The sequence below is a fragment of the Arthrobacter sp. SAFR-179 genome (assembly GCF_059414945.1).
Genome location: NZ_JBPFDM010000001.1, coordinates 66,071 through 91,842 on the forward strand (window position 1 = coordinate 66,071; position 25,772 = coordinate 91,842).

General features: G+C 67.7%; 31 protein-coding genes. 13 read left to right on the forward strand and 18 right to left on the reverse strand.

Annotated elements, in window-relative coordinates; translation table 11 throughout:
- Window positions 1-39: 39 nt before the first annotated feature.
- Genes ACR65K_RS00335 through ACR65K_RS00350 form a run of 4 tightly spaced genes read right to left on the reverse strand, consistent with a single transcriptional unit; the run spans window position 40 to window position 2,119 of the window.
- Window positions 40-336, reverse strand: a complete 297-nt coding sequence (locus tag ACR65K_RS00335) for a rhodanese-like domain-containing protein (protein ID WP_440150869.1) — start codon at window positions 334-336, stop codon at window positions 40-42.
- A 47-nt stretch (window positions 337-383) separates the two neighbouring features.
- Complete coding sequence (locus ACR65K_RS00340; RefSeq protein ID WP_440150870.1) at window positions 384-725, reverse strand: rhodanese-like domain-containing protein; 342 nt, start codon at window positions 723-725, stop codon at window positions 384-386.
- Window positions 726-746: 21 nt separating this feature from the next.
- Window positions 747-1,505, reverse strand: coding sequence for a sulfite exporter TauE/SafE family protein (locus tag ACR65K_RS00345; protein ID WP_440150871.1), 759 nt, complete (start codon window positions 1,503-1,505; stop codon window positions 747-749).
- Window positions 1,502-2,119, reverse strand: coding sequence for a rhodanese-like domain-containing protein (locus ACR65K_RS00350; RefSeq protein WP_440150872.1), 618 nt, complete (start codon window positions 2,117-2,119; stop codon window positions 1,502-1,504). Before ACR65K_RS00350 ends, ACR65K_RS00345 begins: the two co-directional genes overlap by 4 nt.
- A 125-nt stretch (window positions 2,120-2,244) precedes the next feature.
- On the opposite strand from ACR65K_RS00350, the gene ACR65K_RS00355 reads away from it, so the two are divergent.
- From ACR65K_RS00355 to ACR65K_RS00375, 5 genes are all read left to right on the forward strand, one after another.
- Entirely contained in the window at window positions 2,245-2,502 is a 258-nt protein-coding gene (locus ACR65K_RS00355) for a metal-sensitive transcriptional regulator (RefSeq protein ID WP_306630159.1), read from the forward strand.
- Window positions 2,503-2,547: 45 nt separating this feature from the next.
- Window positions 2,548-2,964: a DUF302 domain-containing protein gene (locus ACR65K_RS00360; protein ID WP_440150873.1), complete on the forward strand. Its 417-nt coding sequence runs from the start codon at window positions 2,548-2,550 to the stop codon at window positions 2,962-2,964.
- Window positions 2,965-3,076: 112 nt separating this feature from the next.
- Entirely contained in the window at window positions 3,077-3,685 is a 609-nt protein-coding gene (locus ACR65K_RS00365) for a flavodoxin family protein (RefSeq protein WP_440150874.1), read from the forward strand.
- 37 nt (window positions 3,686-3,722) lie between these two features.
- Window positions 3,723-4,397: a haloacid dehalogenase type II gene (locus ACR65K_RS00370; protein WP_440150875.1), complete on the forward strand. Its 675-nt coding sequence runs from the start codon at window positions 3,723-3,725 to the stop codon at window positions 4,395-4,397.
- A gap of 45 nt (window positions 4,398-4,442) precedes the next feature.
- Window positions 4,443-5,270, forward strand: a complete 828-nt coding sequence (locus tag ACR65K_RS00375; RefSeq protein WP_440150876.1) for an alpha/beta fold hydrolase — start codon at window positions 4,443-4,445, stop codon at window positions 5,268-5,270.
- On the opposite strand, the gene ACR65K_RS00380 is transcribed toward ACR65K_RS00375, so the two are convergent.
- Both ACR65K_RS00380 and ACR65K_RS00385 read right to left on the reverse strand, forming a co-directional pair.
- Window positions 5,257-6,000, reverse strand: a complete 744-nt coding sequence (locus tag ACR65K_RS00380) for a CDP-alcohol phosphatidyltransferase family protein (protein WP_440150877.1) — start codon at window positions 5,998-6,000, stop codon at window positions 5,257-5,259. The genes ACR65K_RS00375 and ACR65K_RS00380 overlap by 14 nt on opposite strands.
- A 42-nt stretch (window positions 6,001-6,042) precedes the next feature.
- The gene (locus ACR65K_RS00385) at window positions 6,043-6,471 is read right to left on the reverse strand and encodes a hypothetical protein (protein ID WP_440150878.1); all 429 of its coding nucleotides are present in this window, start codon (window positions 6,469-6,471) and stop codon (window positions 6,043-6,045) included.
- 146 nt (window positions 6,472-6,617) lie between these two features.
- Between ACR65K_RS00385 and ACR65K_RS00390 the strand changes: the two genes are divergently transcribed.
- Both ACR65K_RS00390 and ACR65K_RS00395 read left to right on the forward strand, forming a co-directional pair.
- Complete coding sequence (locus ACR65K_RS00390; RefSeq protein WP_056329028.1) at window positions 6,618-7,163, forward strand: YceI family protein; 546 nt, start codon at window positions 6,618-6,620, stop codon at window positions 7,161-7,163.
- 21 nt (window positions 7,164-7,184) lie between these two features.
- A complete protein-coding gene (locus tag ACR65K_RS00395; RefSeq protein WP_440150879.1) occupies window positions 7,185-8,546 on the forward strand; it encodes a phenylacetate--CoA ligase family protein in 1,362 nt (453 codons plus the stop codon).
- A gap of 9 nt (window positions 8,547-8,555) precedes the next feature.
- Here the strand turns inward: ACR65K_RS00395 and ACR65K_RS00400 are convergent, their stop codons facing one another.
- The 5 genes from ACR65K_RS00400 to ACR65K_RS00420 all read right to left on the reverse strand — a co-directional run bounded on the left by ACR65K_RS00400 (window position 8,556) and on the right by ACR65K_RS00420 (window position 14,029).
- Window positions 8,556-9,770, reverse strand: coding sequence for a sensor histidine kinase (locus ACR65K_RS00400; protein WP_440150880.1), 1,215 nt, complete (start codon window positions 9,768-9,770; stop codon window positions 8,556-8,558).
- 140 nt (window positions 9,771-9,910) lie between these two features.
- Window positions 9,911-11,023, reverse strand: coding sequence for an FAD-dependent monooxygenase (locus tag ACR65K_RS00405; RefSeq protein WP_440150881.1), 1,113 nt, complete (start codon window positions 11,021-11,023; stop codon window positions 9,911-9,913).
- A 66-nt stretch (window positions 11,024-11,089) separates the two neighbouring features.
- Entirely contained in the window at window positions 11,090-11,782 is a 693-nt protein-coding gene (locus tag ACR65K_RS00410; RefSeq protein WP_440150882.1) for a potassium channel family protein, read from the reverse strand.
- The gene (locus tag ACR65K_RS00415; RefSeq protein WP_440151450.1) at window positions 11,775-13,151 is read right to left on the reverse strand and encodes a TrkH family potassium uptake protein; all 1,377 of its coding nucleotides are present in this window, start codon (window positions 13,149-13,151) and stop codon (window positions 11,775-11,777) included. The genes ACR65K_RS00410 and ACR65K_RS00415 overlap by 8 nt, the downstream gene beginning before the upstream one ends.
- A 131-nt stretch (window positions 13,152-13,282) precedes the next feature.
- Window positions 13,283-14,029: an ABC transporter permease gene (locus tag ACR65K_RS00420; protein ID WP_440150884.1), complete on the reverse strand. Its 747-nt coding sequence runs from the start codon at window positions 14,027-14,029 to the stop codon at window positions 13,283-13,285.
- Window positions 14,030-14,199: 170 nt separating this feature from the next.
- On the opposite strand from ACR65K_RS00420, the gene ACR65K_RS00425 reads away from it, so the two are divergent.
- Window positions 14,200-14,769, forward strand: a complete 570-nt coding sequence (locus ACR65K_RS00425) for a hypothetical protein (protein ID WP_440150885.1) — start codon at window positions 14,200-14,202, stop codon at window positions 14,767-14,769.
- Window positions 14,770-14,856: 87 nt separating this feature from the next.
- On the opposite strand, the gene ACR65K_RS00430 is transcribed toward ACR65K_RS00425, so the two are convergent.
- Window positions 14,857-15,057, reverse strand: a complete 201-nt coding sequence (locus tag ACR65K_RS00430; protein ID WP_440150886.1) for a DUF2795 domain-containing protein — start codon at window positions 15,055-15,057, stop codon at window positions 14,857-14,859.
- A 144-nt stretch (window positions 15,058-15,201) separates the two neighbouring features.
- On the opposite strand from ACR65K_RS00430, the gene ACR65K_RS00435 reads away from it, so the two are divergent.
- The 3 genes from ACR65K_RS00435 to ACR65K_RS00445 all read left to right on the forward strand — a co-directional run bounded on the left by ACR65K_RS00435 (window position 15,202) and on the right by ACR65K_RS00445 (window position 20,573).
- Complete coding sequence (locus ACR65K_RS00435; protein WP_440150887.1) at window positions 15,202-17,775, forward strand: DUF4118 domain-containing protein; 2,574 nt, start codon at window positions 15,202-15,204, stop codon at window positions 17,773-17,775.
- Window positions 17,772-18,455, forward strand: a complete 684-nt coding sequence (locus ACR65K_RS00440) for a response regulator (protein ID WP_440150888.1) — start codon at window positions 17,772-17,774, stop codon at window positions 18,453-18,455. Before ACR65K_RS00435 ends, ACR65K_RS00440 begins: the two co-directional genes overlap by 4 nt.
- Before the next feature lie 141 nt (window positions 18,456-18,596).
- The gene (locus tag ACR65K_RS00445) at window positions 18,597-20,573 is read left to right on the forward strand and encodes an APC family permease (protein ID WP_440150889.1); all 1,977 of its coding nucleotides are present in this window, start codon (window positions 18,597-18,599) and stop codon (window positions 20,571-20,573) included.
- Here the strand turns inward: ACR65K_RS00445 and ACR65K_RS00450 are convergent.
- On the reverse strand, window positions 20,542-20,982 hold the full coding sequence (locus ACR65K_RS00450; RefSeq protein ID WP_440150890.1) for a hypothetical protein: 441 nt from the start codon (window positions 20,980-20,982) through the stop codon (window positions 20,542-20,544). The two genes, ACR65K_RS00445 and ACR65K_RS00450, sit on opposite strands and share 32 nt — an antisense overlap.
- Before the next feature lie 156 nt (window positions 20,983-21,138).
- Between ACR65K_RS00450 and ACR65K_RS00455 the strand changes: the two genes are divergently transcribed.
- Window positions 21,139-21,657: a GNAT family N-acetyltransferase gene (locus tag ACR65K_RS00455; RefSeq protein ID WP_440150891.1), complete on the forward strand. Its 519-nt coding sequence runs from the start codon at window positions 21,139-21,141 to the stop codon at window positions 21,655-21,657.
- A gap of 39 nt (window positions 21,658-21,696) precedes the next feature.
- On the opposite strand, the gene ACR65K_RS00460 is transcribed toward ACR65K_RS00455, so the two are convergent.
- The 5 genes from ACR65K_RS00460 to ACR65K_RS00480 form a co-directional block, all read right to left on the reverse strand.
- Window positions 21,697-21,927, reverse strand: coding sequence for a hypothetical protein (locus ACR65K_RS00460; protein WP_440150892.1), 231 nt, complete (start codon window positions 21,925-21,927; stop codon window positions 21,697-21,699).
- A gap of 151 nt (window positions 21,928-22,078) precedes the next feature.
- The gene (locus ACR65K_RS00465) at window positions 22,079-22,723 is read right to left on the reverse strand and encodes a copper resistance CopC family protein (protein ID WP_440150894.1); all 645 of its coding nucleotides are present in this window, start codon (window positions 22,721-22,723) and stop codon (window positions 22,079-22,081) included.
- A 121-nt stretch (window positions 22,724-22,844) separates the two neighbouring features.
- A complete protein-coding gene (locus ACR65K_RS00470) occupies window positions 22,845-23,450 on the reverse strand; it encodes a hypothetical protein (RefSeq protein WP_440150896.1) in 606 nt (201 codons plus the stop codon).
- Between the two features lie 41 nt (window positions 23,451-23,491).
- Entirely contained in the window at window positions 23,492-23,869 is a 378-nt protein-coding gene (locus tag ACR65K_RS00475) for an ArsR/SmtB family transcription factor (RefSeq protein ID WP_440150898.1), read from the reverse strand.
- Complete coding sequence (locus ACR65K_RS00480; RefSeq protein ID WP_440150899.1) at window positions 23,829-25,118, reverse strand: MFS transporter; 1,290 nt, start codon at window positions 25,116-25,118, stop codon at window positions 23,829-23,831. Before ACR65K_RS00480 ends, ACR65K_RS00475 begins: the two co-directional genes overlap by 41 nt.
- Before the next feature lie 58 nt (window positions 25,119-25,176).
- Here ACR65K_RS00480 and ACR65K_RS00485 point away from each other — a divergent pair, with 58 nt between their 5' ends.
- Window positions 25,177-25,665, forward strand: a complete 489-nt coding sequence (locus tag ACR65K_RS00485; protein ID WP_440150900.1) for a peptidase — start codon at window positions 25,177-25,179, stop codon at window positions 25,663-25,665.
- The last annotated feature ends 107 nt before the right edge of the window (window positions 25,666-25,772 follow it).

Below are 25,772 nucleotides of genomic sequence, written 5' to 3' on the forward strand. Positions count from 1 at the left end.
CTGTCGTGTCCTTTCGGGCCGGTTTTGGTACGGCAGGGATTAGGTGGTGGGGAGTCCGGCGCGGGTCCAGGCGGTCATGCCGCCGGCCATGGTGTCCGCCTTGTAGCCGACGCCGTTCAGGGCATCGGCGACGGCGGCGCTGCGGTTGCCGCTGCGGCAGACAGCGATGACGGGGACGGCCGGGTCCAGCTCGCCCAAGCGGGCCTGCAGCTGGCCCATGGGGATGTGCAGGGCACCCGGGATCATGCCTTCGGCGACTTCGAAGTCCTCGCGGACGTCGAGGATCCGGGCAGTGTTGCGGCGGTGGTCGGCTTCGGTGATGGTGATTTCAGCCATGGTGGTTCTCCTTTGAAATGGTTTGTGGCTGGTGGGGTGGAGCTGGGTCAGCGGACTGGTTCGCCGGCTTGACGCCAGGCGGCCATGCCGCCGCGGATCGAGTAGGCGTCGTAGCCCTTGGCTGCGAGAAGCCGTGCTGCCGAGGCGGACCGTACTCCGGAGGCGCAGATGGCGATGACCGGCCGGGTTTTCTGGATGCCGGCGGTGCTGGCCTGCAGCCGGTCCAGGGGCATGTGCTTGGCTTGCGGCGCCCGGCCGGTCCGCCACTCCTGGGCTGACCTGACGTCGATGAGGGTGGCGCCGGAACCCATGAGTTCCTTGGCCTGTGCCACGGATATGGTCTTGTAGGGCTTGCTGAAGGCCTTCTTGAGGGAGTCGAGAAGTCCCATGGTGATCTCCTGTTGGGTGGGTCAGGCGGTGACCGTGCCGGCGGTGACCCACGCCGCGACGGCGAAGATGAGTACCGCGAACGAAATGCGGATGTGCTTGTCGTGCAGGCGGCGGGCAAACCGGGCGGCAACCACGGATCCCACAATGGCCGGCACTGCGAACGCCAGGGTGGTGGCCCAGTCGATGGTGTAGCCCGCTGCGTGGGCGCTGAACCCGGCGGCGGAGTTGACCACGATGATTGCCAGGGATGTTCCAACGGCCTGCTTCATGCGCAGGCCCAGGAAGATGGTCAGCGCGGGGGTGATGAGGAAGCCCCCGCCCACGCCGAGCAGTCCGGTGAGAAACCCGACGAGCAGTCCAACGCCTACGGCCTTGGGGGCGCAGGACCGGAACGCCCGGTGTGGCCCGGTGCTGCAGGACCCCTCGGTTTCGCGGGTCTTCATGAGCATCCTGATGCCGGCGGCCACCATGATCACGGCGAATGCCAGCATCAGGATGTTCGGGTCCAACAGCTTGCCCACCGCTGCACCGGCCCAGGCTGCCGGAATCCCGGCGCTCCCGACCAGCGCGATCACGGGCCAGTTCAGGCCCTCCCGGACCCGGGGAAGCAGGGCTGCCAGGGAGGATATCCCCACCACCAGCAGCGACGTGGGAATGGCCTGGGCGGGGCTCATGCCTACCCCGTACACCAGGGCCGGAACGGCGATGATGGACCCGCCGCCGCCCACGACACCCAGGACGATGCCGACGACGAGCCCCAGGCCCAGGGCCGGAATCATGCCGCGGCGCCCTCTTCAGCTGAGGGGAGCGGCAGCTGCAGGATGGCGCTTTCGCGGGTGGGCTCCTTGGCAGCCTTGTTCCACGGCATGGCCGAGAGGGCCTTGCCCATGGCGCACGTGTTGGTGGCGGCCGAGAACGTCAGCCCGGTGCCGATGGCGCCGGCCAGCATGCGGACCTTGGGGGAGACGAACTTGCCGCCCGCCAGGCCCAGCATCACCAGGGAGCCTGCGGCCAGGCGGACCTGGCGCTCCAGGTCCCAGCGGTCCTTGCCCTTGACCACGTCGCCGCCGGCGGCAGCGAAGCCGGGAACCCCGCCGGTGAGGACGTAGGCGGTGTCGAGGCCAACGGTGGCCATGCGCTGGCGGGCCTGCTCGGCACGGACGCCGGACTGGCAGACCAGGACCACGCGGGAGCCCAGCCGGGCAGCGAGCTCGTCGGTGTGCTCGGAGAGCAGCGGAAGCGGCACGTTGTAGGAGCCGCGGATGTGCATGGATTCGAATTCGGCGGCGGAACGTACGTCGATCACCACGAGGTCCTGGTGCTCAGTGAACCAGGACTGCAGGGTCTCAGGGGCGAGTGCGGTCGCGGCGGGCGCCTTGGAAGGGGAAGTCATTGGTGGCCTCTCGGAAGGGGGCGGGTTGGATACCCCACCGAGTATTACAGATACCCCCAGGGGTAGTCAAAACACCCATGGGGGTATATAGTTGGAGGCAAGCCTTTCACCATTGGAGACCCCTTATGGAACTGAACCCCACCGAACTGACCCCCGTGATCAACCGCCTTAAGCGCGCGCAAGGCCAACTCGCCGCCGTCACCCGCATGCTTGAGGAAGGCCGCGACTGCAAGGATGTCGTCACCCAACTGGCGGCCGTATCCAAGGCTCTTGACCGCGCCGGCTTTGCCATCATCGCCACCGGGCTGGAGCAGTGCATCACGCAGAAGGACCAAAGCATGGACCGGAAGGACCTGGAGAAGCTTTTCCTCTCCCTCGCCTAATCAACCGCCCAAGCAGCGGACCGTCGAGCAACTCCGAGGAGCATCATGACCTACACCCTGGCCACCACCGTCTCCCTGCCCTGGGCCGAAGCAGTGGACCGCACCCGTGAGGCCCTTGCGGCGCAGGGCTTCGGGATCCTGACGGAGATCAATGTCCGTTCCACCTTCGAAGCCAAGCTTGGCGCCGAAGCCGCGGACGCCGTCGGGGATTATGTCATCCTGGGTGCGTGCAATCCGGCCCTCGCCAGCCGCGCCCTCGCCGCTGAGCCGGAGATGGGGGCATTGCTGCCCTGCAACGTAGTGGTGCGCCGAAAGGCCGACGCCAACGAGACCACCGTCGAGGCCATCGACCCCCAGGCGATGGTCCAGCTCAGCAGCGCTGCCGCGGTCAAAGAAGTAGCGGACGACGCCGGCACGCGGCTTCGGAAGGCCCTCGCCAGTCTTGGGGGATCGGCCGAGTAAGACGTCACGGGTAGTTCCCTGCCGCCAGTGGGCGGTAGTGCCCGCAGCAGCTATGTGATCTACTGCTAAGTAGCCTGACTATCTGTTGCAGCCATCAAGGGAGCTTCCGCCGATGTCCGAACTGTCCGCTCTTGCCCTCGTTTGCACCCTGACCCCTTCCCCGGAGCCCTCCAGCAGTGAGCTGATGGCACAGCACATCCTGGATGAGCTGGAAGGCCAGGGGGTCGCCACGGAGTCTTTGCGGATCGTGGACTATGACGTGAAGCGCGGCGTGCAGGTGGACATGGGCAACGGCGACCAGTGGCCAACCATCCGCGAGCGGATCCTGGCGGCGGACATCCTGGTCCTGTCCACCCCCATCTGGATGGGCCACCCCTGCAGCGTTGCCCAGCAGGTCATGGAGCGCCTGGATGCCGACCTGTCCGAAACGGACGACGACGGCCGGCCCGTCATGTACGGAAAAGTGGCCACGGTAGCCGTGGTGGGCAACGAGGACGGGGCGCACAAGGTCATCGCCGACATGATGCAGGGCCTGAACGACGTCGGCTTCAGCCTGCCGGCGCAGGGTGGCACCTACTGGGTGGGCGAGGCCATGCAGACCGTGGACTTCAAGGACCTTGACCAGGTACCGGACCCGGTGGCCTCCACCAATGCCGGGCTGGCCCGCAACGCCGTGCACCTGGCCCGCCTGCTGCGCTCCAGCCAGTACCCCGCCAAGTAGCGCCCTAAGTCCGCATCCGGAACAGGAAGGGAAGCCCATGCCCACCCAACCGCTGGTTATTGTTTTCGACGTCAACGAGACCCTGTCGGACATGGCCCCGCTCGGCGAAGCATTCGCGCAGATCGGGGCGCCCCGGGAACTGGCCAGACTCTGGTTCGCCACCCTGCTGCGGGACGGCTTCGCCCTCACGGCCAGCGGCGATAACGAAGCCTTCGCGGCCATCGGCGCCGAAGCCCTCCGCACCCTGCTGGCAGCCGAAGGGATCTCCGGGAACCTGGATGCCGCCGTCGAACGGATCATGACGGCCATGCAGAACCTTTCACTCCACCCGGACGTCCCGGACGGAGTGCATGCCCTGGCCGCCGCCGGGCACCGGCTGATCACCCTGACCAACGGGGCGGCAGCCAACACCAACAAACTGTTTGCAGCCGGCGGCATCAGGGAGCACTTTGAGCTGCTCCTGTCCGTGGAGGACGCCCCCGCGTGGAAGCCGGGCCGCGCCGCCTATGAGTACGCTGCAGCATCGGCCCAAGCGGAGCCGTCAAACATGCTCCTGGTCGCCGTGCACCCCTGGGACATCCACGGAGCAGCAAGGGCCGGGCTCCGGACTGCCTGGCTGAACAGGACCGGCGCGCGCTACCCGTCCTACTTCCAGGCCCCGGACATCACCATCAGCGCGCTGACGGAACTGCCCGCGGTACTCGCGGCGTAGGCACGCCACTGACAGCGCACATCCCATCGGAAACGGAGACCACCCATGGCAGTACAGACCGTTGAGCGCCGCACCGTTGACGTGGATGGCGTTCCGCTGTCCTGCCTCACCGCCGGAGACGAAGCCGCCCCGCCGCTGATCCTGCTGCACGGCACGTTCTGGAGCCGCGTGTGGCAGCCCGTCCTGCCGGCACTGGCCACCCAAAGCCGCTGCTACGCCCTGGACTTTCCGGGGTTCGGCCGCAGCGGGGGAGAACTGGACGTTGGGCAGGCCACCGTCCCGGCCCTGGCGCAGACAGTGCTTCGGGCCGCGGACGCCCTGGGGATCGGGCAGTTCGACGTTGCCGCGCATGACATCGGCGGTGGCGTGGCACAGCAGCTCGCCGCCACCAGCGGAAGAATCCGGAAGATGGTGCTGATGAACGCCGTCATGTTCGACTCCTGGCCGGTGCCCGCCGTCGAACGCTTCAAGGACCCCGAGGTGCGCCGGAACACGACGGAGGAGGATCTCCTCGCCGCGCGCCGCAAATCCACCCAGGCCTGCGCGCTGCGGACCCTGACTGAGGACGAGCTGGAGGATTATCTTTCTCCCTGGCAGTCTCCGGCGAGGGCCCGGTCCTGGATGGCCATGGCTGCGGCGGCTGATGCGCGCTACACCCTGGACCTGGTGCCGGCCCTCAAGGAGGCGGCCATTCCCACGCGCCTGGTCTGGGGCCGTGACGACGACTTCCAAAAGATTGAGTTCGCCCGCCGCTACGTGAAAGAGATCCCCAACGCGGACCTGGTGGAGGTGGACGGCAAGCACATCCCCACCGAGGATTCACCGGACGCTGTGGCCGATGCCATGCTGGGCCACCTGGCTAACGCGCGGTAGGTCCGGTCCGGGCCAGGCCGGCGTCCAGCAGCCCCGAACGGTGAAGCGCTTCCAACTGGACCACATCCCGTGTGAAGGAGAACGTGAGCAGGGCAAGCGCCACCGCCGGGAAGGCGGCGGCCAGCGGCATGCCGGGGAGAAGCGCCACCAGCAGCGCCAGCGGTTGGAAGGCGCCTATTGCCTTGCGGGAAAAACTGGGCGGCAACGCAGCGCGCAGGTGGGGCCGGAAGAACCCGGCCGCCACGAACGCGTAGTACATGCCCCCGATCGCCACGGTCCAGGGCCCCGCCACCGGGGCGGCCGCGACGGACAACACCAGCACCAGGGCGGCGTCGGTGGCGGCATCGAAGCGTGCCCCCGCCGGCGAAGCTGTTCCTGTCCGCCGCGCCACCGCTCCGTCCACCCCGTCCAGAAGGAAGGCAATGCCGCCCAGGACCGGCAGGAGGAGTTCCGTGCCGCGGCCGGTGAACAGTTGCGGAACCGCCACCACGGCGCAGAGCGCCACCAGGACGGCGCGCAGCAGGGTGACGCGGTCTGCCGGAGTGGAGAAGCGCGGGATGCGCCGCAGGACAGAGCCGACGGCGCCCGCGGTCACCAGGGCGCCTGCGCACACGCCTGCCAGCTGGGGAACCAAGCCGGAGGCGGACAGGGACGACAGCCAGAGGGCCGCCAGGATGTAGGCGGCAAGGGTGGCTGCGGCGTCGGGCATCGCCCGGTCAGCTGCGCTCATCTGCCGCCTCCACCCGCATGGCAGCAACGGCTGCGGTGATCATCACGGCCGGCGGCGTTTCGCCGGGAAGCTGCTGCCGGCGTCGGGCCTTCCCCTGCGGCCGGCGCGGACCAGGCCGGCGAGCGCCAGCAGGGTCCCGGCTCCCTCAGCAACGGCGCTGAGGGTTTTGGAGAAGAACCAGACGGGGTCGTACATGGCCGGGATCGGCCCGATGGCCGGGATGTCCACCAGAGCATAGAGCACGACGGCGGCGAACGCGCTGAGTGCCACAGCCAAAGCCAGTGCATAGGCGGCGCGGCTGCCCCGCACCAGCACCCAGATCCCGGCCACCACGGCGGCGGCCGCTTCAAGGAGGAACAGGGTGCCCTGGCTGACGGTGCCCGGCTGCGCGTCCCGGTAACCCGGGGCCAGGAAGAGATGGACGCCGGCATCGATGAACAGCGCCAGTGCGGTCAATAGTCGTAGTGCCACGCCTATGTATACGCCGGAAGTTCCCTCCCGGTTCACCCGGCCCCCTTATATCTGCGGGTTTTATGGGGAATATTTAGGGGCATCCGTAATCTTTGCGCCTGTAGCGGGCAGCGAAGCCTGCGGCCCTACGAGTAAGGAGAATGACAATGACCCTTCCCAAGGAACTCACGCCAGGAACATGGCTCCTGGACATGTCGCACAGCGAGATCGGCTTCAGCGTCCGCCATGCCGGAATCAGCAAGGTGCGCGGCCGCTTCACCGAGGCCAGCGCCGAGGCCCGGGTGGGGCATTCCCTGGAAGAGTCCTCGGTCCACGCCACGGTGTCCACTGCCAGTTTTGACTCCGGGGACCGCAACCGCGATGCACACGTGAAGGGTGCGGATTTCTTCGACGTCGAGCAGTATCCGGAGATGACGTTCCGCGGCACCCACATCGAAGGGGACGGCGAGGAATACACCCTGACAGGGGACCTGACCATCAAGGGCGTCACCCGTCCCGTGGAGCTCGAGGTGGAGTTCACCGGTGTTGCCGTGGACCCCTTCGGCGCCACCCGGGCCGGCTTTTCCGCCGAGGCTGAAATCAGCCGCAAGGAATTCGGGCTGACCTGGAACGCGGCCCTTGAAGCGGGCGGCGTGCTGGTCAGCGACAAGGTGAAGATCACCCTGGAGGCAGCGCTGGTCAAACAGGGCTGACAGGCCATTAGGCGGCGCACCATGGATCTCCGCCTTGTCTCCCATGTGCTGTTCCTGCGGGCCGCGTTGCGGAGGCGGGACCGCTGGGACGCTGCCCGGATCGCAGCCCATCAGGACCACGCCCTGAAGGAGCTGCGCCGGGCCGCCTACGCCGGTTCGGAGTTCTACCGCCGCCATCACGCGGGCCTGCATGACGCTCCGCTGGATCAGCTGCCGCCGGTGACCAAAGCCGACCTGATGGCGCATTTCGACGAGGCCATCACCACCCCGGACCTGACGCTGGCGGCACTGGAGGAGCATCTGCGGTCCCTGGCCGGGAGCGGCGGGGATCCCGGCCGGCCGTGGCGGGGCCGGTGGTGGGCGGCGGCGACGGCCGGGACCACCGGCCGCCGCGGGATCTTTGTCTGGAACCGCGCGGAGTGGGCTGCCGTGCTGGCCTCGTACGCCCGCGCGAATGACTGGGCCGGACTCTACGCCCGGCTGGCCCTGCCGCTGAAGGTTGCCCTGGTCAGCTCGCGCGTACCCACCCACCAGTCGGCCGTCGTCGGTGCATCCGTGCGCTCCGGGGTGATCCCCACCCTCCGCCTGGACGTAACCGCTCCCATGGATGAAAACGTCGCCGCGCTGAACCGGTTCCAGCCCAGGATCCTCGTCGGCTACGCCTCAGCCCTCAAACCCCTCGCCGCAGAACAGCAGGCGGGGCGGTTGCACATCGCGCCGCAGGGGGTCATGTCAGCCTCCGAAGTGCTCAGCCCCCACACCGCATCAGAACTGGAAGCGGCATGGGGAAGCGCCCCGTTCGACGTCTACGCCGCCACCGAAACGGCCGGAATCGCATCCCCCTGCGCCTACCGGAACCGGCACGTTTACGAGGACCTCGTGATTATCGAGCCCGTGGACCAGGCAGGCAACCCGGTCCCCGCCGGGACAACCGGGGCCAGGCTCCTGGTCACCGTCCTGTTCTCGCGCACCCTGCCGTTGATCAGGTACGAGATGTCCGACACCGTAAGGCTGGACGGCAGGGGCTGCCCCTGCGGACGCTCCTTCACGTTGATGGAAGACATTGAAGGGCGCATCGAGGACGTCCTGCACCTGCCCGGCAGGACAGGTACCGTCAGCGTGCACCCCATCGTCTTCCACGATGTCCTGGACCAGGCCGCCATCGCAGGCTGGCAGGTAATCCAGGTACCCACCGGGCTGCGGGTACTGCTGGCAGGACTCACGCCCGGGCAATCGGTGGAAGGAGTCCGGGCGGCAGTGGCAGGCGCCCTCCTCGCCGCCGGCGCGCTGGACATCAGCGTGGACGTTCAGGTGGTGGCGCGGCTTGAACGGACTGCCCTGGGGAAGGCGCCCTTCGTCCGTGCCCTGAAGGACCAGCCCTGAGGTGTTCCGTCAGCTGTTGGCACCCAGGTGGATGGTGACCATGGTGCCGTCCCCGGGCACCGGTCCGATGTCGAGCCGTCCTCCGCTCGCGGCGGCGATCCGGGCAGCGGTGGCCAGGCCCAGGCCCGTGCCTGGCGGGTCGTCCTCCCGGTGCAGGCGGACCAGGGGGTCCAGGACGCGTTTCCGGTCTGCTTCGCTGATGCCTTTGCCGTTGTCGATCACCCGCAGGGTTGTTCCGTCCTCTGCACGGTGGCCGGTGATGTGGATAACGGGAGGAGCGCCGGGCCGGCTGTAGGTGATGGCATTGTGGACCAGGTTCTGCAGCAGCACGCGCATCTGGACGGGATCTGCCGTGAAGGCCAGGTCGCCGCATTCAATCGAGGCGCCGTACTCTTCGATGCTGGCCGCCAGGTCCTGCGTTACGTCCCGGACCAGGTCCGGCAGGGAAAGGCAGGTTGGCCGGATGTCCCCGCCGATGGTGGCGTAGGACAGGACATCACTGACCATGGACAGCATGCGCTGGCCGGAATTGGCCACCACGTCCAGGTACTCCGCGATCTGGCGGTCCTCCAGCGCTTCGGCATCGTCCCGGGCCAGTTCAACGTAGCCCAGGACGGAGGTGAGCGGGTTGCGGAGGTCATGGCTGATTCGGCCGGCGAACTCTGCCAGCAGCGTGTTGCTCCGCTGGGCCTCGGCCAGCGCATCGGCCAGCTGGCGGGCGCGGTGCTCAAGCTGCAGGGCCTCGACGATTTCGGCGGCGAGGATTTCCAGGCCCTTGAGCTGCCGGTCGCTCAGCTGCCCGGTTTCCCTTGCACCCGCGCAGAGCGTGCCCAGGACAAAGCCGTCCTCGGCCACCAGTGGGATGGACGCGTAGAACCTGACCTCGCCCCGCCGGCCGTCCACATAGGGGTTGTTGCTGTAGCGCGGATCAAGGGAGGCGTCTTCCAGGACAGTGGGGGTCCCGTTGAGGAAGCCCACGGCGCACATCGAATCTTCCCGGGAACACAGGTAGGGTTCCATGCCCGCCGTTGCCACCTGGTACTGCAGGTTCTCGGTGATGATGTTGATCGCGGTGACCGGTTGGTCGCACAGCGTCCTGGCCAGTTCCACCAGGTTCTGCAGCCGCTGGGAGGGAATCGGGACGGCGATGTCCAAACCCGGCCCGGGCGTGGGGAGTCCGGTCCTGGCCAGGACGGCGTCCCTGGCCAGCTCTTTCACCGTCACCGCGGGAGGCCTGAAGGTGCGGGGAAAGCGCTGCCGGCGATGGTGATGTCCTGGCTGCGGATGGGGTGCTCACACATCGCACCATCATGGCAGATCCGGGCCGCCGGGCGTTGATGCCGCGAAGGTTTCCGGCGAAGCGATCATCCCGGGAGCAGACGGACGGCGAGGTTCCGGACGGTGAGGCCGGCACGGGAAGCGGGAACGAGTAAGGCCGCTCCGAGCTGGTACCCGCGCTGGCGCGAGGCCACCAGCTTGCGGTGGCGGGTTTCGTACCGGTGGAACGCCGCGGTGGGGTCGCCGCGGCTTGCTCCCAACTCCTCCGCCAGGGTGGCGGCGCCCACCATGGCCATGCTGGAACCATCCCCGAACAGGGACACGCAGGAGGCTGCATCGCCCAGCAGGACCACCCGCCCGCGGGACCAGCCCGGCAGCCGCACCTGGCTGACGGCATCGAAGTAGAGGTCCGGCGCGTTGCGTACCTGGCCGGCCAGGTGGGGCAACTCCGGCACAGGCCAAACGTGCCGGGCATACGCGTTTACCACGATCTCCCTTTGGGCCTCCGGGTCCCGGTACCCGGCGCCGGGATGCTTTGGTCCCCGGAAGATGAATCCGGCACCGGCAGTTCCACGGACGGGGTGGATGGTCAGCGACAAGCCTGGCTGGTTGTACATGAGGACCGTGGCGGGGCCGGCCGCCGGCCGCCCGAGGGAGAGCGTGGCAATGTACAGGCCAAGCGGGCGGACAAAGTCTGCCTCCCGGCCAAAGGCCAGCCTGCGGACGGTGGAGTGCACTCCGTCGGCGCCCACCACCAGGTGGAACCGCCGCGGCGCTGAGCGTTCGAACGCAACGTCCACGCCGCCGTCGTCCGCCTCCAGCGCGGTGACTGAATCCCCAAACAGGAACTCGGTGCCGTCCGCGGCTGCCTCGCAGAGGACCGCCGCGAGGTCTGCCCGCGGTACCTCCACGTCGTCCCCGCGGGGACGGCCAAGCCGGAGCGGGCCGATCCTGCGCCCGGACGGGGTCACGAAGGTCAGTCCCGGCGCCCGGGTGGCGGCCGCCTGCAGGCGGGGGAGGACACCCATGCGCCGCGCGATGCCGGTGGCGTCTCCGTGGACGTCCACCGGGTTGCCGCTGGACCGCAGGCCGCCGGACCGTTCCACCAGGGTCGGTGCGAATCCATGCCGGGCCAGCCAGAACGCCAGGGTGGGTCCGGCAATGCCTGCCCCGCAAATCAGAACCGTAGGCTGAGCCACCCCCTCAGGGTAGTGCACCGGCCCCGCGGACTACAGGGCTTCGATCGCCGCCCGTCTGCACCCGGCCTACAGCATCGTGCTGAACCGCTCAGCAAGGTTCTTGGGGCCCTGCACGATGATCTGGTCGTCGTCGTAAAGGACGGTTTGTGCAGTGGTGTGCTGCCAAGTCGAGCCGGGCCTCTTGACGGCGACGATGGTGATTCCGTACTGGTCCCGCAGGCCCAGCACGCCCAGGGGCCGGTTCCTCGCCTCGGACGGCGGCTGGGTGCGGATCATGACAAAGTCATCTTCGAATTCCACGTAGTCAAGGATGGAACCACGCACCAGGTGCGCCACCCGCTTGCCCATGTCATGCTCGGGACGGATGACGTTTTCGACGCCCAGCTGGACCAGGATTTCGGCGTGGGGTTCGCTGATGGCCTTGGCCCAGATCTGCGGGTGCTTGAAGGTCAGCAGCCGGGAGGTGGTGAGGATGCTGGCCTCCAGGTCGGTGCCGATGCCCACCACGGCGCGGTCGAATTCGTGGACGGACAGCTGGCGCAGCACCTCCTCCTTGGTGGAATCGGCGCGCACCACATGTGTCAGCCTGCCGTTGTAGGACTGGACAATGTCCTCGTCGCTGTCGATGCCCAGCACTTCGGTGCCCTGGGCTTCCAGCTCCAGCGCCAGCGCGCCGCCGAAGCGGCCCAGGCCGATGACGACCACGGAGTCCGCCTGCGCCACGCGCCCGGCTTTCCGGGTGAACATGTCCTTAACCAATGAGGGGCCTTTCCTTGGGGTATTCGTACATAATGGGCCTGCTGCGCACCGCCAGTGCCGTGCCGAGCGTGACCGGACCCAGGCGGCCGATGAACATCAGCAGGATCAGGACCACCTGGCCGGACGGCGGCATGGCCGCGGTGATGCCCGTGGACATCCCCACCGTCGCGAATGCGGAGACCACCTCGAAGAGGATCCGTTCCTGCCCGAAATCGGTGATCAGCATCAGGAACATGGTGGCGGCGGTGACCACGGCGATGGCGAGCAGCACCACGGTGATGGCCTGCCGGTGCACGGCCCGGGAGAGCCGCTTGCCGAAGATGTTGACGGCGGTGCCGCCGCGCAGTTCGGTCGACAGGATGAAGAACAGCACTGCGAAGGTGGTGATCTTCAGGCCGCCAGCGGTACCGGCCGGGCCGGCACCGATGAACATCAGGATGTCCATGCCCATCCAGGAAACCGGGTGCATCTGGCCAATGTCCACGGTGTTGAAGCCGGCGGTGCGGGTGATGACGGACTGGAAAAAGCCGTTCATGAGCCGTTCGCCCGGGGCCAGCCCGTCGAGGGTTGCGCTGTTGGCCCATTCGACGGCGGTCAGGAAGGCCGTGCCGAGCACCAGGAGCAGGGCCGTGCCCACCAGCACCAGTTTGGTGTTCATGCTCCAGAAGACGGGCCGCCGGTACTGCCGCCGCAGCTCAAACAGCACCGGGAAGCCAAGGCCGCCAATGATCACGCCGGCAGCGATCGGCAGGAGGACCCACGGGTCGCCCGCGAAACCCATCAGGTTGTCCGTGTAGAGAGCGAATCCGGCATTGTTGAAGGCGGAGACGGCATGGAAGACGCCATGCCAGATGGCCTCCCCGGGAGGATAGCCGTAACCCGCCAGGAACCGCAGGGTGAGGATTCCGGCCAGGGTTCCCTCCACAATGAAGGTGATCAGGAAGACGCCCACCAGGACCCGGTGGACGTCGCCGAAGCCCACGCTTTTGGTTTCCGCAGCCGCCAGCATCCGCGAACGCAGGCCCAGCCTTCTTGCCGCGAACACGCCCAGGAGCGTGCCGAAGGACATCACGCCAAAGCCGCCTATTTGGATCAGCACAAGGATGACGGCCTGCCCGAACCCTGTCCAGAACACGGGCGTGTCCACGGTGATCAGCCCGGTGACACAGACCGCCGAAGTGGCCGTGAACAGGGCTTCCAGGAGGGAGGCGGCGCCGGCTCCGGCCTTGGCCGCCGGCAGCATCAAGAGTCCCGTTCCTCCTCCGATGGCCAGCGCGAAACCCAGGACAATCAGCTGGGCGGGGTGGCGGGGCGCGGCCCGGCGCACCAGGTGCGGCAGGCCGCGCAGCCAGGAGGCGGCGCCGGTCATGGCGTTGCTGCCGCTTGACGGCGGGCCCGGCTTATTCTTCCGGCGGGGCGATGGGGTGCCGCGCTGGTAAGCCTTCAGATGCATAGCGGCCACGGTACCACCGCGGAACGCCGTGGCGTGTCGTCAACGACCTACAGCGGCACGGGCCGCACCCTCACGTTGCCCAGCGAGCGGATGAGCGCGACGGCGGTGATGGACCCGGCCGCCATGATCGAAGCCAGCACCACCACCTGGAACCGGCCGGCCTCCAGGGGCGAGGCGCCGCCGAAGATCGCGCCCACGAACGCGCCGGGCAGGGTGACCAGGCCGGTGGTCTTGGTCTGGTCCGTGGACGGGATCAGGGCCGAATGCACCGCCTGCCGGGCCTGGACCAGGGTTGCCTGCCGGGGCGTCGCGCCCAGCGCCAGCCAGCCCTCCACCTGGTCCCACTGCTCCACCACGGCTTCAAAGAAGCGGCGCCCGGCGAGGGTGGCGATGGTCATGGAGTTGCCGATCACGATTCCGCCCACGGCCAGCAGGTACCGCGGCGCGGACTCGATGGCGCCCGTACCAAAGACGACGGCGAGGGTCACCAGGATGCCGGCAGCCATGGTCGCGGCCACCAGGGCAAAGCGCCGCCAGGACCAGGTGAGCCGCCGCGTAGCCGTCACGGAAGCGACGCTGAACATGACCAGCAGGGCCGCCCCCACCCAGAGCGGGCTGCTGATGACGCCGCCCAGCACCAGGCTGATGGCAGCGAGCTGGGCAGCCCCGCGGAGGATGGCCAGGGCAGGGGAGAGGTACGGCGGCGTCCGCGCCGCCCGGAGGATGCCAACCGTAAGTGCCGCCAGGATGGCGACGGCCACGAGGGTGGGGAGCAGGGCGGAAAGGGAAGGCATGCCGCCAGCGTAGCGCTGCCGCAAATCAGCCGGGGGCTTGCTGCCGCGACAAAAATGGACATGTTTGGTAAGGCTAGCCTAAGCATCTAAGCTAATTTGGAATTAGGTCACATTTTGCTTGCTTAATCACCCATGCACTCACTACCAAAGGAGTCCCATGCCCCCCCGAGATGCTCAAACAGGATGCCCCTGCCCGTTCCACCGCTGCCCACCCTGCCGCTGTCCAGCCCGGGACAGGCACCGCATCCGACGCCCCGGCCGGCCGCGCACTCGCCGTCTTACGCATCCTGCTTGGTGCGATTCTCCTCTGGGCGTTCGTGGATAAAACGCTTGGGTTCGGGTTCGCTACGCCCGCCGCCAAGAGCTGGTTGGCCGGGGGATCGCCCACTGCCGGTTACCTCGGCAGCCTGAAAGGATCACTTGCTCCGGCCTTCCAGCCGCTCGCCGGCAACCCGGCCGTTGATGTCGCGTTCATGCTCGGCCTCCTCCTCGTCGGAGCAGCACTCGCGCTGGGAATCGCCCTCCGCGCAGCCGCCGTTGGGGGCAGCATCCTGATGCTCCTCATGTGGCTCAGTGCCCTGCCCATCAAGACCAACCCTGTCCTGGATGAGCACGTCATCTATGCCTCGGCCATGATCGCCCTCGCTGCAGTGGGCGCAGGCCGGGTATGGGGCCTTGGCCGGCAGTGGGCGGCGCTCCTCAAGGCCGCCCCCGCACCGGTGCGTGCCGCACTCGCATAAGGAGTCCCTGCCGGCTTCGCTTCGCCGGGGAGGAGCTTATTGTGTCCCTCCCCGGCGAACTGTTTTAAGACTGACGTTGCAGGGGTCTTAGGATTTGCTGTCCGAAATCGCGGAGCTTACCGCCGTCGGGCTGTCGTATTCCCGGTCGGGGAGTGCCTCGAGGGCCTCCATGACATTGCTGTCGGCGCCGGAGTCCTTTGCGCGGGACAGCAGGTCGTCGCGCTTCGCGGGGTAGTCGATGCCGCCCAGAAACTTCTGGATCTGGATGGGGTTGGGGGTCTCTGCCATGGTGCCGGGTTTCCTTTCGGTGTACCTGCTCTGATCGCCGTGGCCCACCACGTCCGGGCCGCGGTGGACCTATCGTAGCCCTGCCGACGGGTCGGTGCACGGGGTGAGTTGGTCCGGCAGGCCGGAGGGGATAAGACTGTGGTTATGGCACGTGGAACGCTTCGGATCTTCCTGGGTGCGGCGGCAGGAACCGGCACCACGTACTCCATGCTGCGGGAAGCGCACCGCCTTGCGGCCTGCGGCAGGAACGTCGCCGTCGGCATTGCAGCGGACCACGGCAGGCAGGAGACCAGACAGCTTCTTGACGGGCTCGACGTTGTGCCGCCGCGCCTCCTGACGGACGTCCACGGGGCAGAGGTACCAGAGCTCGACGTTGAGGCCGTGCTGGCCCGGAAGCCGGAAGTGGCCGTCGTCGACGAATACGCGCACGTCAACACCGAAGGCAGCACTAATGAACGCCGTTGGCAGGACATCGAGGACCTTCTGGCGGCCGGAACCGACGTGCTTACCACCCTGGCCGTCCAGCACCTGGCCTCGCTGAAGGACGTTGTCACCGCGATCACCGACCAGCCGGGGGAGGGCGCGGTCCCGGATGCTGTGGTGCGGCGTGCCGACCATATGGAGCTGGTGGACATATCACCGGAACTGCTGCGCCAAAGGGTGGCTGACGGAAAGGTATTCCCGAAGGAAAGGATCGACGCGGCCCTAGCCGGCGACTATCGCCTGGGCAGCCTCATTGCCCTCCGTGAGATCGCCTTGATCTGGTTGGCCGACCGGGTGGATGAAGGCCTCGCGGATTACCGGGCAAGCCAAGGCATCACCGCTACCTGGCCCGCCCGTGAGCGGATCGTCGTGGGACTTAGCGGGGGCCCGGAAGGGGAACTGCTGATCCGGCGCGCGTCCCGCATCCTGTCCAGAGTCCGCGGCGGGGACCTGCTGGCCGTCCATGTGCGGCGGGCCGAGGGTCGCAGCGCAGGCCCGGGCCGTTTGCTGGACGCGCAGCGGCAGTTGGTCACCGACCTCGGCGGAACCTCCCACACGGTTTCCGGCGAGGAACCTGCAGCATCACTCCTGGAGTTTGCCCGGAGCGTCAACGCCACGCAAATAGTCATCGGTGCTTCGCCCGGACGCGTCTGGAACCGGGTTTTTGGCGCCGGTACAGGCGCAAAAGTGGTCCGCGGTTCGGGTGATATCGACGTGCACATCGTGTCCCATCAGCAGGGCGGACCTGGATTGCCGGAGCCGGCGCACGCCGCGCTCAGCCGCAGGCGCACCGCTGTCGGTTTCGTCCTCGCCGTACTCCTTCCGGTCCTGCTGACACTGCTGCTGTCCGTCAGCCCGGAACTGAACCTGGCCACGCATGCGCTGGTCCACCTGACCGGGGTGATGGCGGTGGCGTTCATCGGCGGCCTGTGGCCGGCGGTACTCGCGGCGGTCCTGGGTTCGCTGCTGCTCAATTACTTCCAGACGGACCCGGTGGGAACCTTCAACATCAGTGACCCCCAGAACGTGTTCGCGCTGTTGGTCTTCCTGAGCGCTGCTGTGGCTGTGTCGCTGGTGGTGGGACTGTCCGCCAGGCGCGCCCGGGAGGCGGCACGTGCACGCGCGGAAGCCGCCACCCTCGCTGACCTCGCCCATGATGCCCTGCTCGCCGACGACACCGTCGCGGCGTTCATGGACAAGGTCCGGGAGACCTTCCAGGTCAGGTCCGCTGGGCTCTTTACTACCTCCGGGAACGGGGAGGCCGCATGGGCACTCCAGGCCTTTTCGGGTGACGCTCCGCCTCCCTTCCCGGATGCTGCAGCCTTGACCGACAGCGTGGAACTGCCCGATGCCGGGACCGCGCTGGTCCTCTCCGGGCGGATCCTCACGGCCGGTGACCGGCTCCTCCTGGCCGCCCACGGGGCCCATCTCCTGCTGCTGCGCCAACGCCATGCCCTTCAGCGGACGCTGCAGAGCACCACGAAACTGGCCGAGGGCAACAGCGTCCGTACCGCCATCCTGCGTGCCGTCAGCCATGACCTGCGGACCCCGCTGGCGGGGATAAAGCTGGCCGTTACGGCGCTCCGGCGGCAAGGCCGCAGACTGCCGGCAGAGGTGCAGGCCGAGATGCTCGAAACCATCGAGTCCTACACCGAGCGCCTGGACGCGCTGATCTCCAACCTCCTGGACATGTCCCGGATCTCCAGCGGTTCGGCCGCTCCGCTGACCGCCCCGGTCACGTGGGGCGACGCGGTCGAAGACGCCCTGCGCGGCCTGCCGGCGGACCGCGTCCGGGTTGACCTCGCCCCCAACATTTCCGCCGTGCAGGCTGATCTGGGAATGCTGGAGCGGGTCATCGCCAACATCGTCGAGAATGCCCTGAAATACGCGCCGTCGTCCGATGTTGCCATCGTGGGTGTCCCTGGCGGATCCCACGCAGCGGACGACGGCGGCACCCCCTTCGGCGAGTTGCGCATCGTCGATCACGGGCAGGGCGTGCCCGCTGCCGCCGTCGAGGGCATGTTCCAGCCCTTCCAGCGCCTCGATGACGCGCCCGATGGCCTCGGCATGGGGCTTGGCCTCGCCGTCGCGAAAGGCTTCACCGAGGCCATGGGCGGCCAGCTGCTGGCAGAGCCCACCCCCGGCGGAGGATTGACGATGATTATCCGCCTGCCCCTTTCGGCCGGACCGGCCGTGGCGAACGTACCCGGGAAAGAAGGCACCAGCACCTCGTGAGGACCGTACTGATCGTTGACGACGAACCGCAGCTCCTGCGCGCCCTCCAGGTCAACCTGGAAGCGGAAGGCTACCGGGTGCTCACTGCCCTGGACGGGATGACCGCACTGAAGTACGCCGAGGCCGGCCACCCGGACGCCATGGTGCTGGACCTGGGCCTGCCGGACATCAACGGCGTGGACGTGATCACCAGGATCCGCCGCACCAGCGGTATGCCCATCATCGTGCTGTCAGCCCGGCACGGATCCGTGGACAAGGTCCGGGCCCTGGACGCCGGCGCGGATGACTACGTGACCAAACCGTTCGGCCTGGACGAACTCCTGGCGCGGCTGCGGGTGGCCGGCCGGCGGGCCGGGACGCCGGAAGTGGCGGACACTGCGCTTGCAGTGGACGTGGGGGATTTCGAGGTGGACCTGGCGAAGCGGAAGGTGACCCGTGCGGGGGAACAGGTCCGCCTCACCCCGCGCGAGTGGGCCATCCTGGAACTGCTGGTGCGCAATCCCGGGCGGCTCATCACGCAGCAGCAGATGCTCCGGAAGGTATGGGGTGCCGGCTACGACACCGAGACCCACTACCTGCGCGTCTACATGGGCCAACTGCGGCGCAAACTGGAGGCAGACCCGGCCCGGCCGCGGCACCTGCTGACGGAAGCCGGTATGGGGTACCGCTTCGAACCGTGACGCGCCGCGGAAGGGCCTGCCCGCCGTCGTAAATCACGCGTAAAGGATTCGTCAATAAAGTCCCTTTTCACAGGTCAGCAGTTTTTGCCGGTGCTAGCTTCGCAGTGGTCGCGCTGCATCGGGCAGCGCGGAAAGGCAAAGATGACCACGTTGAGCAGGCCCCCCGCGGATCCTTCCGCGCCCCATCCGCACGGCAGGAGGGCACTCCAGGACTGGCTGCTGTTTGGGCTGCAGGACAGCAAGGGTGCCCACCAAGGCCCGGGAGGCGTGCCCACCCAGCACGAGAAGAAACATTCCTGGTGGCAGGTCATGTGCCTCACCGGTGTGGACTACTTCTCCACACTCGGCTACCAGCCGGCCATCGCGGCACTGGCGGCCGGGGTCATCTCCCCGCTGGCCACCCTGGTGCTGGTGGCGGTGACCCTTTTGGGCGCCCTGCCGGTATACAGGAGGGTTGCCGGTGAGAGCCCCCGCGGTGAAGGGTCCATTGCCATGCTGGAGCGGCTGCTGCCCCGTTGGGGAGGCAAGCTCCTGGTGCTGGTCCTCCTCGGGTTCGCCGCCACCGACTTCATGATCACCATGACCCTTTCGGCAGCCGACGCCACCGCCCACCTCATCGGCAACCCTGTCGCCCCCGGCTGGCTCCAGAACCAGAACGTCCCCGTCACGCTCTTCCTGCTGGCCCTACTGGCGGCGGTGTTCCTGCGCGGCTTCAAGGAAGCCATCGGTGTCGCCGTGGTCCTGGTGGTCCTCTACCTGGGCCTGAACGCGGTGGTGGTGGTTGCCACCCTCACCCAGGTCCTCACCCATCCCGCAGCCATGGGCGACTGGTGGACCAACTTATGGGTATCCCATGGAAACCCGCTGATGGCCGTGGCCATCGCCCTGCTCGTGTTCCCCAAACTGGCGCTGGGCCTGTCGGGCTTCGAGACCGGCGTCGCCGTGATGCCGCAGGTCCGCGGAGATGTGGACGATACGGAAGAAAACCCCGCCGGCCGCATCCGGGGTGCCCGGCGCATGCTCACCACCGCCGCGGTGATCATGAGCGTCTTCCTGCTGACCACCAGCTTCATCACTGTTGTCCTCATCCCGGAGCAGGAGTTCCAGCCCGGCGGCCAGGCGAACGGCCGTGCCCTGGCCTACCTGGCGCACGAGTACCTCGGCGTCGGGTTCGGCAGCGTCTATGACATCAGCACCATCGGCATCCTCTGGTTCGCCGGCGCCTCCGCCATGGCCGGCCTGCTTAACCTGGTTCCCCGGTACCTGCCGCGCTACGGCATGGCGCCGGCCTGGGCCAAGGCGGTCCGGCCCCTGGTGCTCGTCTTCACGCTGATCGGCTTCCTGATCACCTTCATCTTCAACGCCGACGTCGACGCCCAGGGCGGTGCGTATGCCACCGGCGTCCTGGTGCTGATGACCTCCGCGGCCGTCGCCGTCACGCTGTCGGCGCGCCGGCGCGGGCAGCGGAACCTCACGCTGGGTTTCGGCGCCATCTCGGTGGTATTCGCCTACACTACGGTGGCCAACATCTTCGAACGCCCGGAAGGCATCCGGATTGCCACCGTGTTCATCCTGGGCATCATCGTCATCTCACTGCTGTCCAGGGTCCGGCGTTCCTTTGAACTGCACGCCACCCGGGTGCACCTGGACCAACAGGCCCTGGAGTTCATGTCCAGCACCCTCGACGGGCCCATCACCATCATCGCGCACGAGCCCCTGCGGCTGTCCCCGGAGGCATACCGGGACAAACTCGAATCAGCCATCGAGGTCAGCCACCTCCCGCTCGCCGGTGACGCCCTGTTCCTCGAGGTCGTCGTGGACGACTCCTCGGACTTCGAAACCGAGCTGCATGTCCGCGGCGTGAACCGCCACGGCTACCACATCCTCGAAGTCCACGGGCCGGTGGTCCCCAACACCATCGCCTCCGTGCTGTTGCACATCAGGGACGTCACGGGGTTGATGCCCCACATCTACTTCCGGTGGACGGAGGGCAACCCCATCACCAACCTCGTCCGGTTCCTGTTCCTGGGCGAGGGCGAAATCGCGCCCGTGACCAGGGAGGTGCTGCGCGAGGCCGTGCCGGATGTCACCCAGCGTCCATGGGTCCACGTGGGCTGACGGGAGGGCCCGCCGTTCGCCGTTCTTTGTCCTCCCGTCCCGCCACGTGCGGCACCGAGGCCGCAACGCGGGCGGCGTCCGCGAGGCTTGACGGGAGGTGCACGCGGAAGGCGGCCCCGGCGTCGTCCTCCCAAACGCCCGCGGCCAGCACCACTACATGCACCATGTCACCGTAGGAATCGTTGCAGGCGAGGATGTCACCGGGGACTTTGTGCCCGGGTGAACCGGGTGACGGCCAGGGCTGGAAGATGACCCACCAGCCCTCGCCGTCCTCGTCGGGGAAGAGGTAACCCGCAGCCGGATGAAGGGCGCGGCCGTTCAGTCCGCGGCCGCCGTAGCCCTCCACCGCCCCGGCCGCCGCGGCGAACCTGACCCTGCCCCGGTCTTCGGGCACCTCATCCCACTGCATCTGCGCTCCCTGCCTCAACACACACTGGCTATGCTCAATCAAAGGGCCGTGCCGGCGGAACCGGGGCGGCAGGGGCGTTTTAATGACGGATTCTTTACACCCCGCCTCCGTGGCTGGCGGACAAAGGGCGCGTGCTCCGGCACCATAATGGGACCCATGCAAAACCCCGTCACCATCCGTCCCATGTGCCCGGAGGACTGGGACGCGGTCCACGCCATTTACGCCGCCGGCATCGCCACGGGGGAGGCCACCTTCGAGAGCGAGCCACCTACCTGGGAAGCGTTCGACGGCGGGCGGTTGCCCGGGCACCGGCTGATCGCCGAGGACGCGGGCCGGGTTTTGGGGTGGGCCGCGGTATCGTCCGTGTCTTCCCGGGAGGTTTACCGGGGCGTCGTGGAGCACTCCATCTACGTTGCGCCGGAAACGCACGGACGGGGCGTGGGCCGGCTCCTCCTGAACGCCCTCATCGACTCCACCGAAGCCGCAGGAATCTGGACCATCCAGTCCAGCATCTTCCCGGAGAACACGGCAAGCCTTGCCCTGCACCAGCGCCTCGGTTTCCGGGTGGTGGGAACCAGGGAACGGATTGCCAGGATCAGCCACGGCCCCAAGGCAGGCCACTGGCAGGACACCCTGCTCCTGGAACGCCGCAGCAAGGTGGCCGGAACGGAATAGGTGGACCGGCGGCTGGCCCCGCTGCTCACAGCGAAGGTGTCACCCGGTCGTCGGCTCTTCATCGTTGGCGACAGCCTCGATCCAATCGACGGCCTCGTCGGACAGTTGCGGGCCATCCAATGTCTCGACAGCCCAGTCAGCATCGGCCGTGCCGCCGGTAGCTGCCTTGATGTCGGAGATGACGTGCGGCGGCAGCGGTTCGCCATTGTGGGCGATGAGCCAGCCGCGTGTTTCCCCAGGGATCAGCGGCCACCACTCACGTATGTTCATCGATGCAGTGTTGCACCGGTGATGTCGCGTGTATAGATCCGCCTGGATCGTCAGCAGGGCCCGGGCGTGAAGTCGCGGTTTTCAGGACCGTGAAGAATCAAAGGCCCGTCCGGAAGCTGACGCTCCGGACGGGCCCCGTGGTTCTGTGTGTCTAGTCGGACTTGCTTGCCGCCGCTTTCGTGCGGCGGCCGATCAGGTAGGCGCCCACGGCCACGAGGACCAGCAGAACGGCCCCGAGCCCGATGAACAGGCCGGCATTGTCAGCGCTCTGCGCTGCGGCGGGCGTTGCAGCCTGAGCTTCCGGAGTCGTTGCGGCAGCAGCTGCCGGCGCCGAGGCGGGAGCCGACGATTCCTGGTGGGTCCCGGCCCCTTCAGAGTGTCCGGTTCCTTCGGAAGCGCCTGCTTCTTCGGGGGCGTAGGTGAAGCTGAAGGTCCCGTCGATGGGATGGCCGTCGGCCGAGACCGCGCGCCATTCCACCGTGTGCTTGCCGGGATGGTCGATGTCCGCGTCCGTGCTGAGGGTGTTGCCGTCAACGGTGGGCTCACCGGCGCTGACCACATGCCCGTCAGGGGCGGTGACCTTGATGCTGTTCGATCCCGGCAGCCGGGTGTCCGGGGCGTTGCTCAGGGTGATGGAGACCTTGCCGGGGTTGGTGGTGATGGTTTGCCCGTTGGCGGGGCTGCTGGAGGCGAGTGCATCGTGTGCCTGGGCCGGGGCAGTGCCGGCAACGGCGGACAGGGCAAGGAGGGCAGCCAATGCGCCGGCGGTGCGGGCGCGGCGGAATGAGGATTTCACGTGCAGGGTGTCCTTTCGGGACAGCCTGAAGCACCGGCGTGGTGCGGTCAGGCAAAGAAAGACTAAATGACTGGCAGCGGTTGGGACCGCGGCATCACAGGGTGGCGGAGGCCGGCAGTCCCTAAGCAACCGGCGGGCCGCGGAGGGCGGGAATCCGCAGGCACGGGTGCAGCCGCGGGAAGAACGAAACCCTGGGTGCCGCCGGGGGAGCCCACAGCGGCAGGACCTTGACGCGCAGGATCACGGCGACGGGCGCGAACCAGGCCAGCATCCGCCACAGCGCCGATTCCCCGCGGGCCAGCAGCAGGGCGGTCAGCGCCACGGCCAGGATATGGGCCCCGGTCATGGCCGGTTCGGGGAGCGCCGGGACGTGCAGGGCCGTGAGCCCCGTCCCTGCTGTGGCGCAGCCTGGGACGGTTTGGGCTTGATGGTGTCCGTAGGCTGCGATGCCCGCTGACATGCAGTGTTCGGCGGTTTGGGGAAGGGTGTTGAACGCCTCATGCAGGGCCAGCTGCCCAAGAGTCAGTGCTGCGGTGATGGAGCCGGGACCCAGCCGCCGCCGGGCCAGGACTGTGACCGGGAGCAGAACCAGGACGGCCAGCAGCCCCAGCACGGAAGGAGCGGGCAGGAGCCCGCCCGCGGCGGTGTGCGCGGCAGCCGCGAGTCCCAGGATCAGGCCGGTGACGGTGAGGGCGCGCGGCAGGGTCAGGGGTGCCTGAGTGGGCATGCTCCTGCCTTCCTGCGTTGGCCCGCCTGGGATGCGGGGGGTTAGTCGTGGGTCGGTTCGCCGGTGAGGCGGTGGTCCGCGTGGTTGATCGTTTCCCGGATCAGGCGGACCAGGTGCCCGTCGTGCAGGGAGTAAATGATGTGCCGGCCGTTCCTGTGGGTGTCCACCAGGCCGCTGAGCCGCAGCTTGGCCAGGTGCTGGCTGACCACGGTCCGGGGCACGGTGGAGGCCTGCGCCAGTTCCGTGACGGACTTGGGCCCGTCAGCGAGCTGCCACAGCAGGTGCAGCCGGGTGGGTTCGGCCAGCATCCGCAGGGTCCCGGCGGCCGTTTCCAGCAGCTGGGGTCCGGGAGCTACCTGGTGGACCAGCGAAGGCGCGTCAGGCGCGGGGCCGGTGGCGTGCTGTGGCTGGCTGCCCATCCCCTTGCTCCCTGCTCTCGGTCGGTCCGGCCGCCCGGTCAATGTGCCGCGGCCATGACAGGAAAGCTCCTGCCGTCCCTATCATTGCAAGAATCAGCAGCACCAGCGAAGCCGGACCCAAACCGGCGGCCGCCCCGGCGATGCCGGCCACTGGGTAGCTGATGATGTAGCAGGCATGCGAGAGGGAAAACTGGGCAGTGAAAACGTAGGGCCGGGTTTCCTCCGTGGACGCCTCCCGCAGCAGCCGTGCGGAAGGGGTCAGGATGGTGGAGTTGCCGGCGCCGAGCACGAACCACAGCACCAGCAGCCACCACCACGTCGAATCCCCGGCGGGGAGGAACAGCAGCACGGCAGCCCCGGCCAGGGCCAACGGGATCACGGCGGCACCGGTAAGCATCACCGTCCGGTCGCCCAGCCGCTCCAGGATCCGCGGCGCGGACAGGGCCACCACCATGGACCCGACGCCGAAACAGGCAAGTGCCAGGGCCAGGTCAGTGTCCGGTCGGTGCAGGACCTGCCGGACCACCACCACGCTGTTCACCAGCACCAGCGCGGTGGGGGCGGAGACCACCAGGTTCAACGCGAGCAAGGAGCGCAGTTTCCGGTTCCGCCAGAAGATCCGGGTGCCCAGGGTGGTGCGGTGCCAGAGCGAGGACGCCCCGCCCTGCTGGACGGGGGCGGTGGCCGGCAGAACCGTCAGGACCACCATCAGCGCCGAGAACAGGAAGCCGCCCACCGTTCCGAGGAACAGGTTGTTGTAGCTGAGGACGGTCAGCAGCAGCGCGGCGATGGCCGGGCTTACCAGTGCTTCCATGTCGTAGGCCAGGCGGGAGAGGGAGAGTGCCCGGGTGTAGTCCTTCTCGTCCTTGAGGACGGCCGGGATCAGCGACTGGAACGCGGGCGTAAACGTGGCCGAGGCTGACTGCAGCAGGAAGATCACCACGTAGATCTGCCAAGTCTCGGTGATGAACGGCAGGCACAGCGCCATCCCGGCCCGGATCAGGTCCGCGCCGATCAGCACCGGCTTCTTGGGCAGCCGTGCCACCACGGCGTTGATCACGGGCGCGAATCCGACGTACGCGAACATCTTGATGGTCAGGGCCGTGCCCAGGACCGCTCCGGCATCCTTCCCGGCCAGGTCGAACGCCAGCAAACCCAGCGCCACGGTCAGCAGCCCCGTACCCAGCAGCGCCACCACCTGCGCGGCAAACAACCGCCGGTACGTGGTATCCCGAAGAACCGAAAGCATGCCTGACCCCTCCAAGTGCAAATGTGCGTAGCTATGCACATAACCCTATCCTTGAATGATGGGCAGCAAAACCTGGATGGACACCAAAACGGCAAGAGACAGTATCGAAGCGCGGGTACCGGGCCAGGGCAGCTTCACGGTCACTGGCGAAGCGGCGCGGATGATTGAGGTCTTCGGCGGGCTGCTGCACTGCTACCAGGGCGCCGGAGGCTGCCGGAAGCAGGGGTTGTACTTCTCGCGGACAGAGCCCCGAAAATACCTGCGCTGCAAGCTCGCCGCTCCCAGCAGTCCGGAGGACACCGGGGCAGGCGAAACCGATCAGGCCGGATGGGAGAACGTGGCCATCAGCGTCAGCCATGAGCTGGCACCGAAACTGGACGGCGCCGTCCTGGACTTCGGCACCTACAACAAGATGCAGCGCTTCGTCTGGCTGGCCATGCCGGCGGTCAAGGGACCGTCATGCACCTGCCTGCGTTCCCTCGGTGCTCCCGCCGGGAAGCGATCTCCCTGTTTGGATGACCAGGGCCTCGGCCTTGCTGATCTCTGACCACGGCCTTTCAGGTGCAGCCACCCTGCCATGCCGCCCGGTCCTACACTGGATCCATGATGTCCGGGGTCCGTTACCAGGGGCCTTAGATGAACCTCCCCGAGATG

Excerpts from the sequence above, each read along its gene's own strand:
- ACR65K_RS00335 (WP_440150869.1), bottom strand. The coding sequence starts at position 336 with ATGGCTGAAATCACCATCACCGAAGCCGACCACCGCCGCAACACTGCC.
- ACR65K_RS00340 (WP_440150870.1), bottom strand. The coding sequence starts at position 725 with ATGGGACTTCTCGACTCCCTCAAGAAGGCCTTCAGCAAGCCCTACAAG.
- ACR65K_RS00345 (WP_440150871.1), bottom strand. The coding sequence starts at position 1,505 with ATGATTCCGGCCCTGGGCCTGGGGCTCGTCGTCGGCATCGTCCTGGGT.
- ACR65K_RS00350 (WP_440150872.1), bottom strand. The coding sequence starts at position 2,119 with ATGACTTCCCCTTCCAAGGCGCCCGCCGCGACCGCACTCGCCCCTGAG.
- ACR65K_RS00355 (WP_306630159.1), top strand. The coding sequence starts at position 2,245 with ATGGAACTGAACCCCACCGAACTGACCCCCGTGATCAACCGCCTTAAG.
- ACR65K_RS00360 (WP_440150873.1), top strand. The coding sequence starts at position 2,548 with ATGACCTACACCCTGGCCACCACCGTCTCCCTGCCCTGGGCCGAAGCA.
- ACR65K_RS00365 (WP_440150874.1), top strand. The coding sequence starts at position 3,077 with ATGTCCGAACTGTCCGCTCTTGCCCTCGTTTGCACCCTGACCCCTTCC.
- ACR65K_RS00370 (WP_440150875.1), top strand. The coding sequence starts at position 3,723 with ATGCCCACCCAACCGCTGGTTATTGTTTTCGACGTCAACGAGACCCTG.
- ACR65K_RS00375 (WP_440150876.1), top strand. The coding sequence starts at position 4,443 with ATGGCAGTACAGACCGTTGAGCGCCGCACCGTTGACGTGGATGGCGTT.
- ACR65K_RS00380 (WP_440150877.1), bottom strand. The coding sequence starts at position 6,000 with ATGAGCGCAGCTGACCGGGCGATGCCCGACGCCGCAGCCACCCTTGCC.
- ACR65K_RS00390 (WP_056329028.1), top strand. The coding sequence starts at position 6,618 with ATGACCCTTCCCAAGGAACTCACGCCAGGAACATGGCTCCTGGACATG.
- ACR65K_RS00395 (WP_440150879.1), top strand. The coding sequence starts at position 7,185 with ATGGATCTCCGCCTTGTCTCCCATGTGCTGTTCCTGCGGGCCGCGTTG.
- ACR65K_RS00415 (WP_440151450.1), bottom strand. The coding sequence starts at position 13,151 with ATGACCGGCGCCGCCTCCTGGCTGCGCGGCCTGCCGCACCTGGTGCGC.
- ACR65K_RS00420 (WP_440150884.1), bottom strand. The coding sequence starts at position 14,029 with ATGCCTTCCCTTTCCGCCCTGCTCCCCACCCTCGTGGCCGTCGCCATC.
- ACR65K_RS00425 (WP_440150885.1), top strand. The coding sequence starts at position 14,200 with ATGCTCAAACAGGATGCCCCTGCCCGTTCCACCGCTGCCCACCCTGCC.
- ACR65K_RS00430 (WP_440150886.1), bottom strand. The coding sequence starts at position 15,057 with ATGGCAGAGACCCCCAACCCCATCCAGATCCAGAAGTTTCTGGGCGGC.
- ACR65K_RS00435 (WP_440150887.1), top strand. The coding sequence starts at position 15,202 with ATGGCACGTGGAACGCTTCGGATCTTCCTGGGTGCGGCGGCAGGAACC.
- ACR65K_RS00445 (WP_440150889.1), top strand. The coding sequence starts at position 18,597 with ATGACCACGTTGAGCAGGCCCCCCGCGGATCCTTCCGCGCCCCATCCG.
- ACR65K_RS00450 (WP_440150890.1), bottom strand. The coding sequence starts at position 20,982 with ATGCAGTGGGATGAGGTGCCCGAAGACCGGGGCAGGGTCAGGTTCGCC.
- ACR65K_RS00455 (WP_440150891.1), top strand. The coding sequence starts at position 21,139 with ATGCAAAACCCCGTCACCATCCGTCCCATGTGCCCGGAGGACTGGGAC.
- ACR65K_RS00460 (WP_440150892.1), bottom strand. The coding sequence starts at position 21,927 with ATGAACATACGTGAGTGGTGGCCGCTGATCCCTGGGGAAACACGCGGC.
- ACR65K_RS00470 (WP_440150896.1), bottom strand. The coding sequence starts at position 23,450 with ATGCCCACTCAGGCACCCCTGACCCTGCCGCGCGCCCTCACCGTCACC.
- ACR65K_RS00475 (WP_440150898.1), bottom strand. The coding sequence starts at position 23,869 with ATGGGCAGCCAGCCACAGCACGCCACCGGCCCCGCGCCTGACGCGCCT.
- ACR65K_RS00480 (WP_440150899.1), bottom strand. The coding sequence starts at position 25,118 with ATGCTTTCGGTTCTTCGGGATACCACGTACCGGCGGTTGTTTGCCGCG.
- ACR65K_RS00485 (WP_440150900.1), top strand. The coding sequence starts at position 25,177 with ATGGGCAGCAAAACCTGGATGGACACCAAAACGGCAAGAGACAGTATC.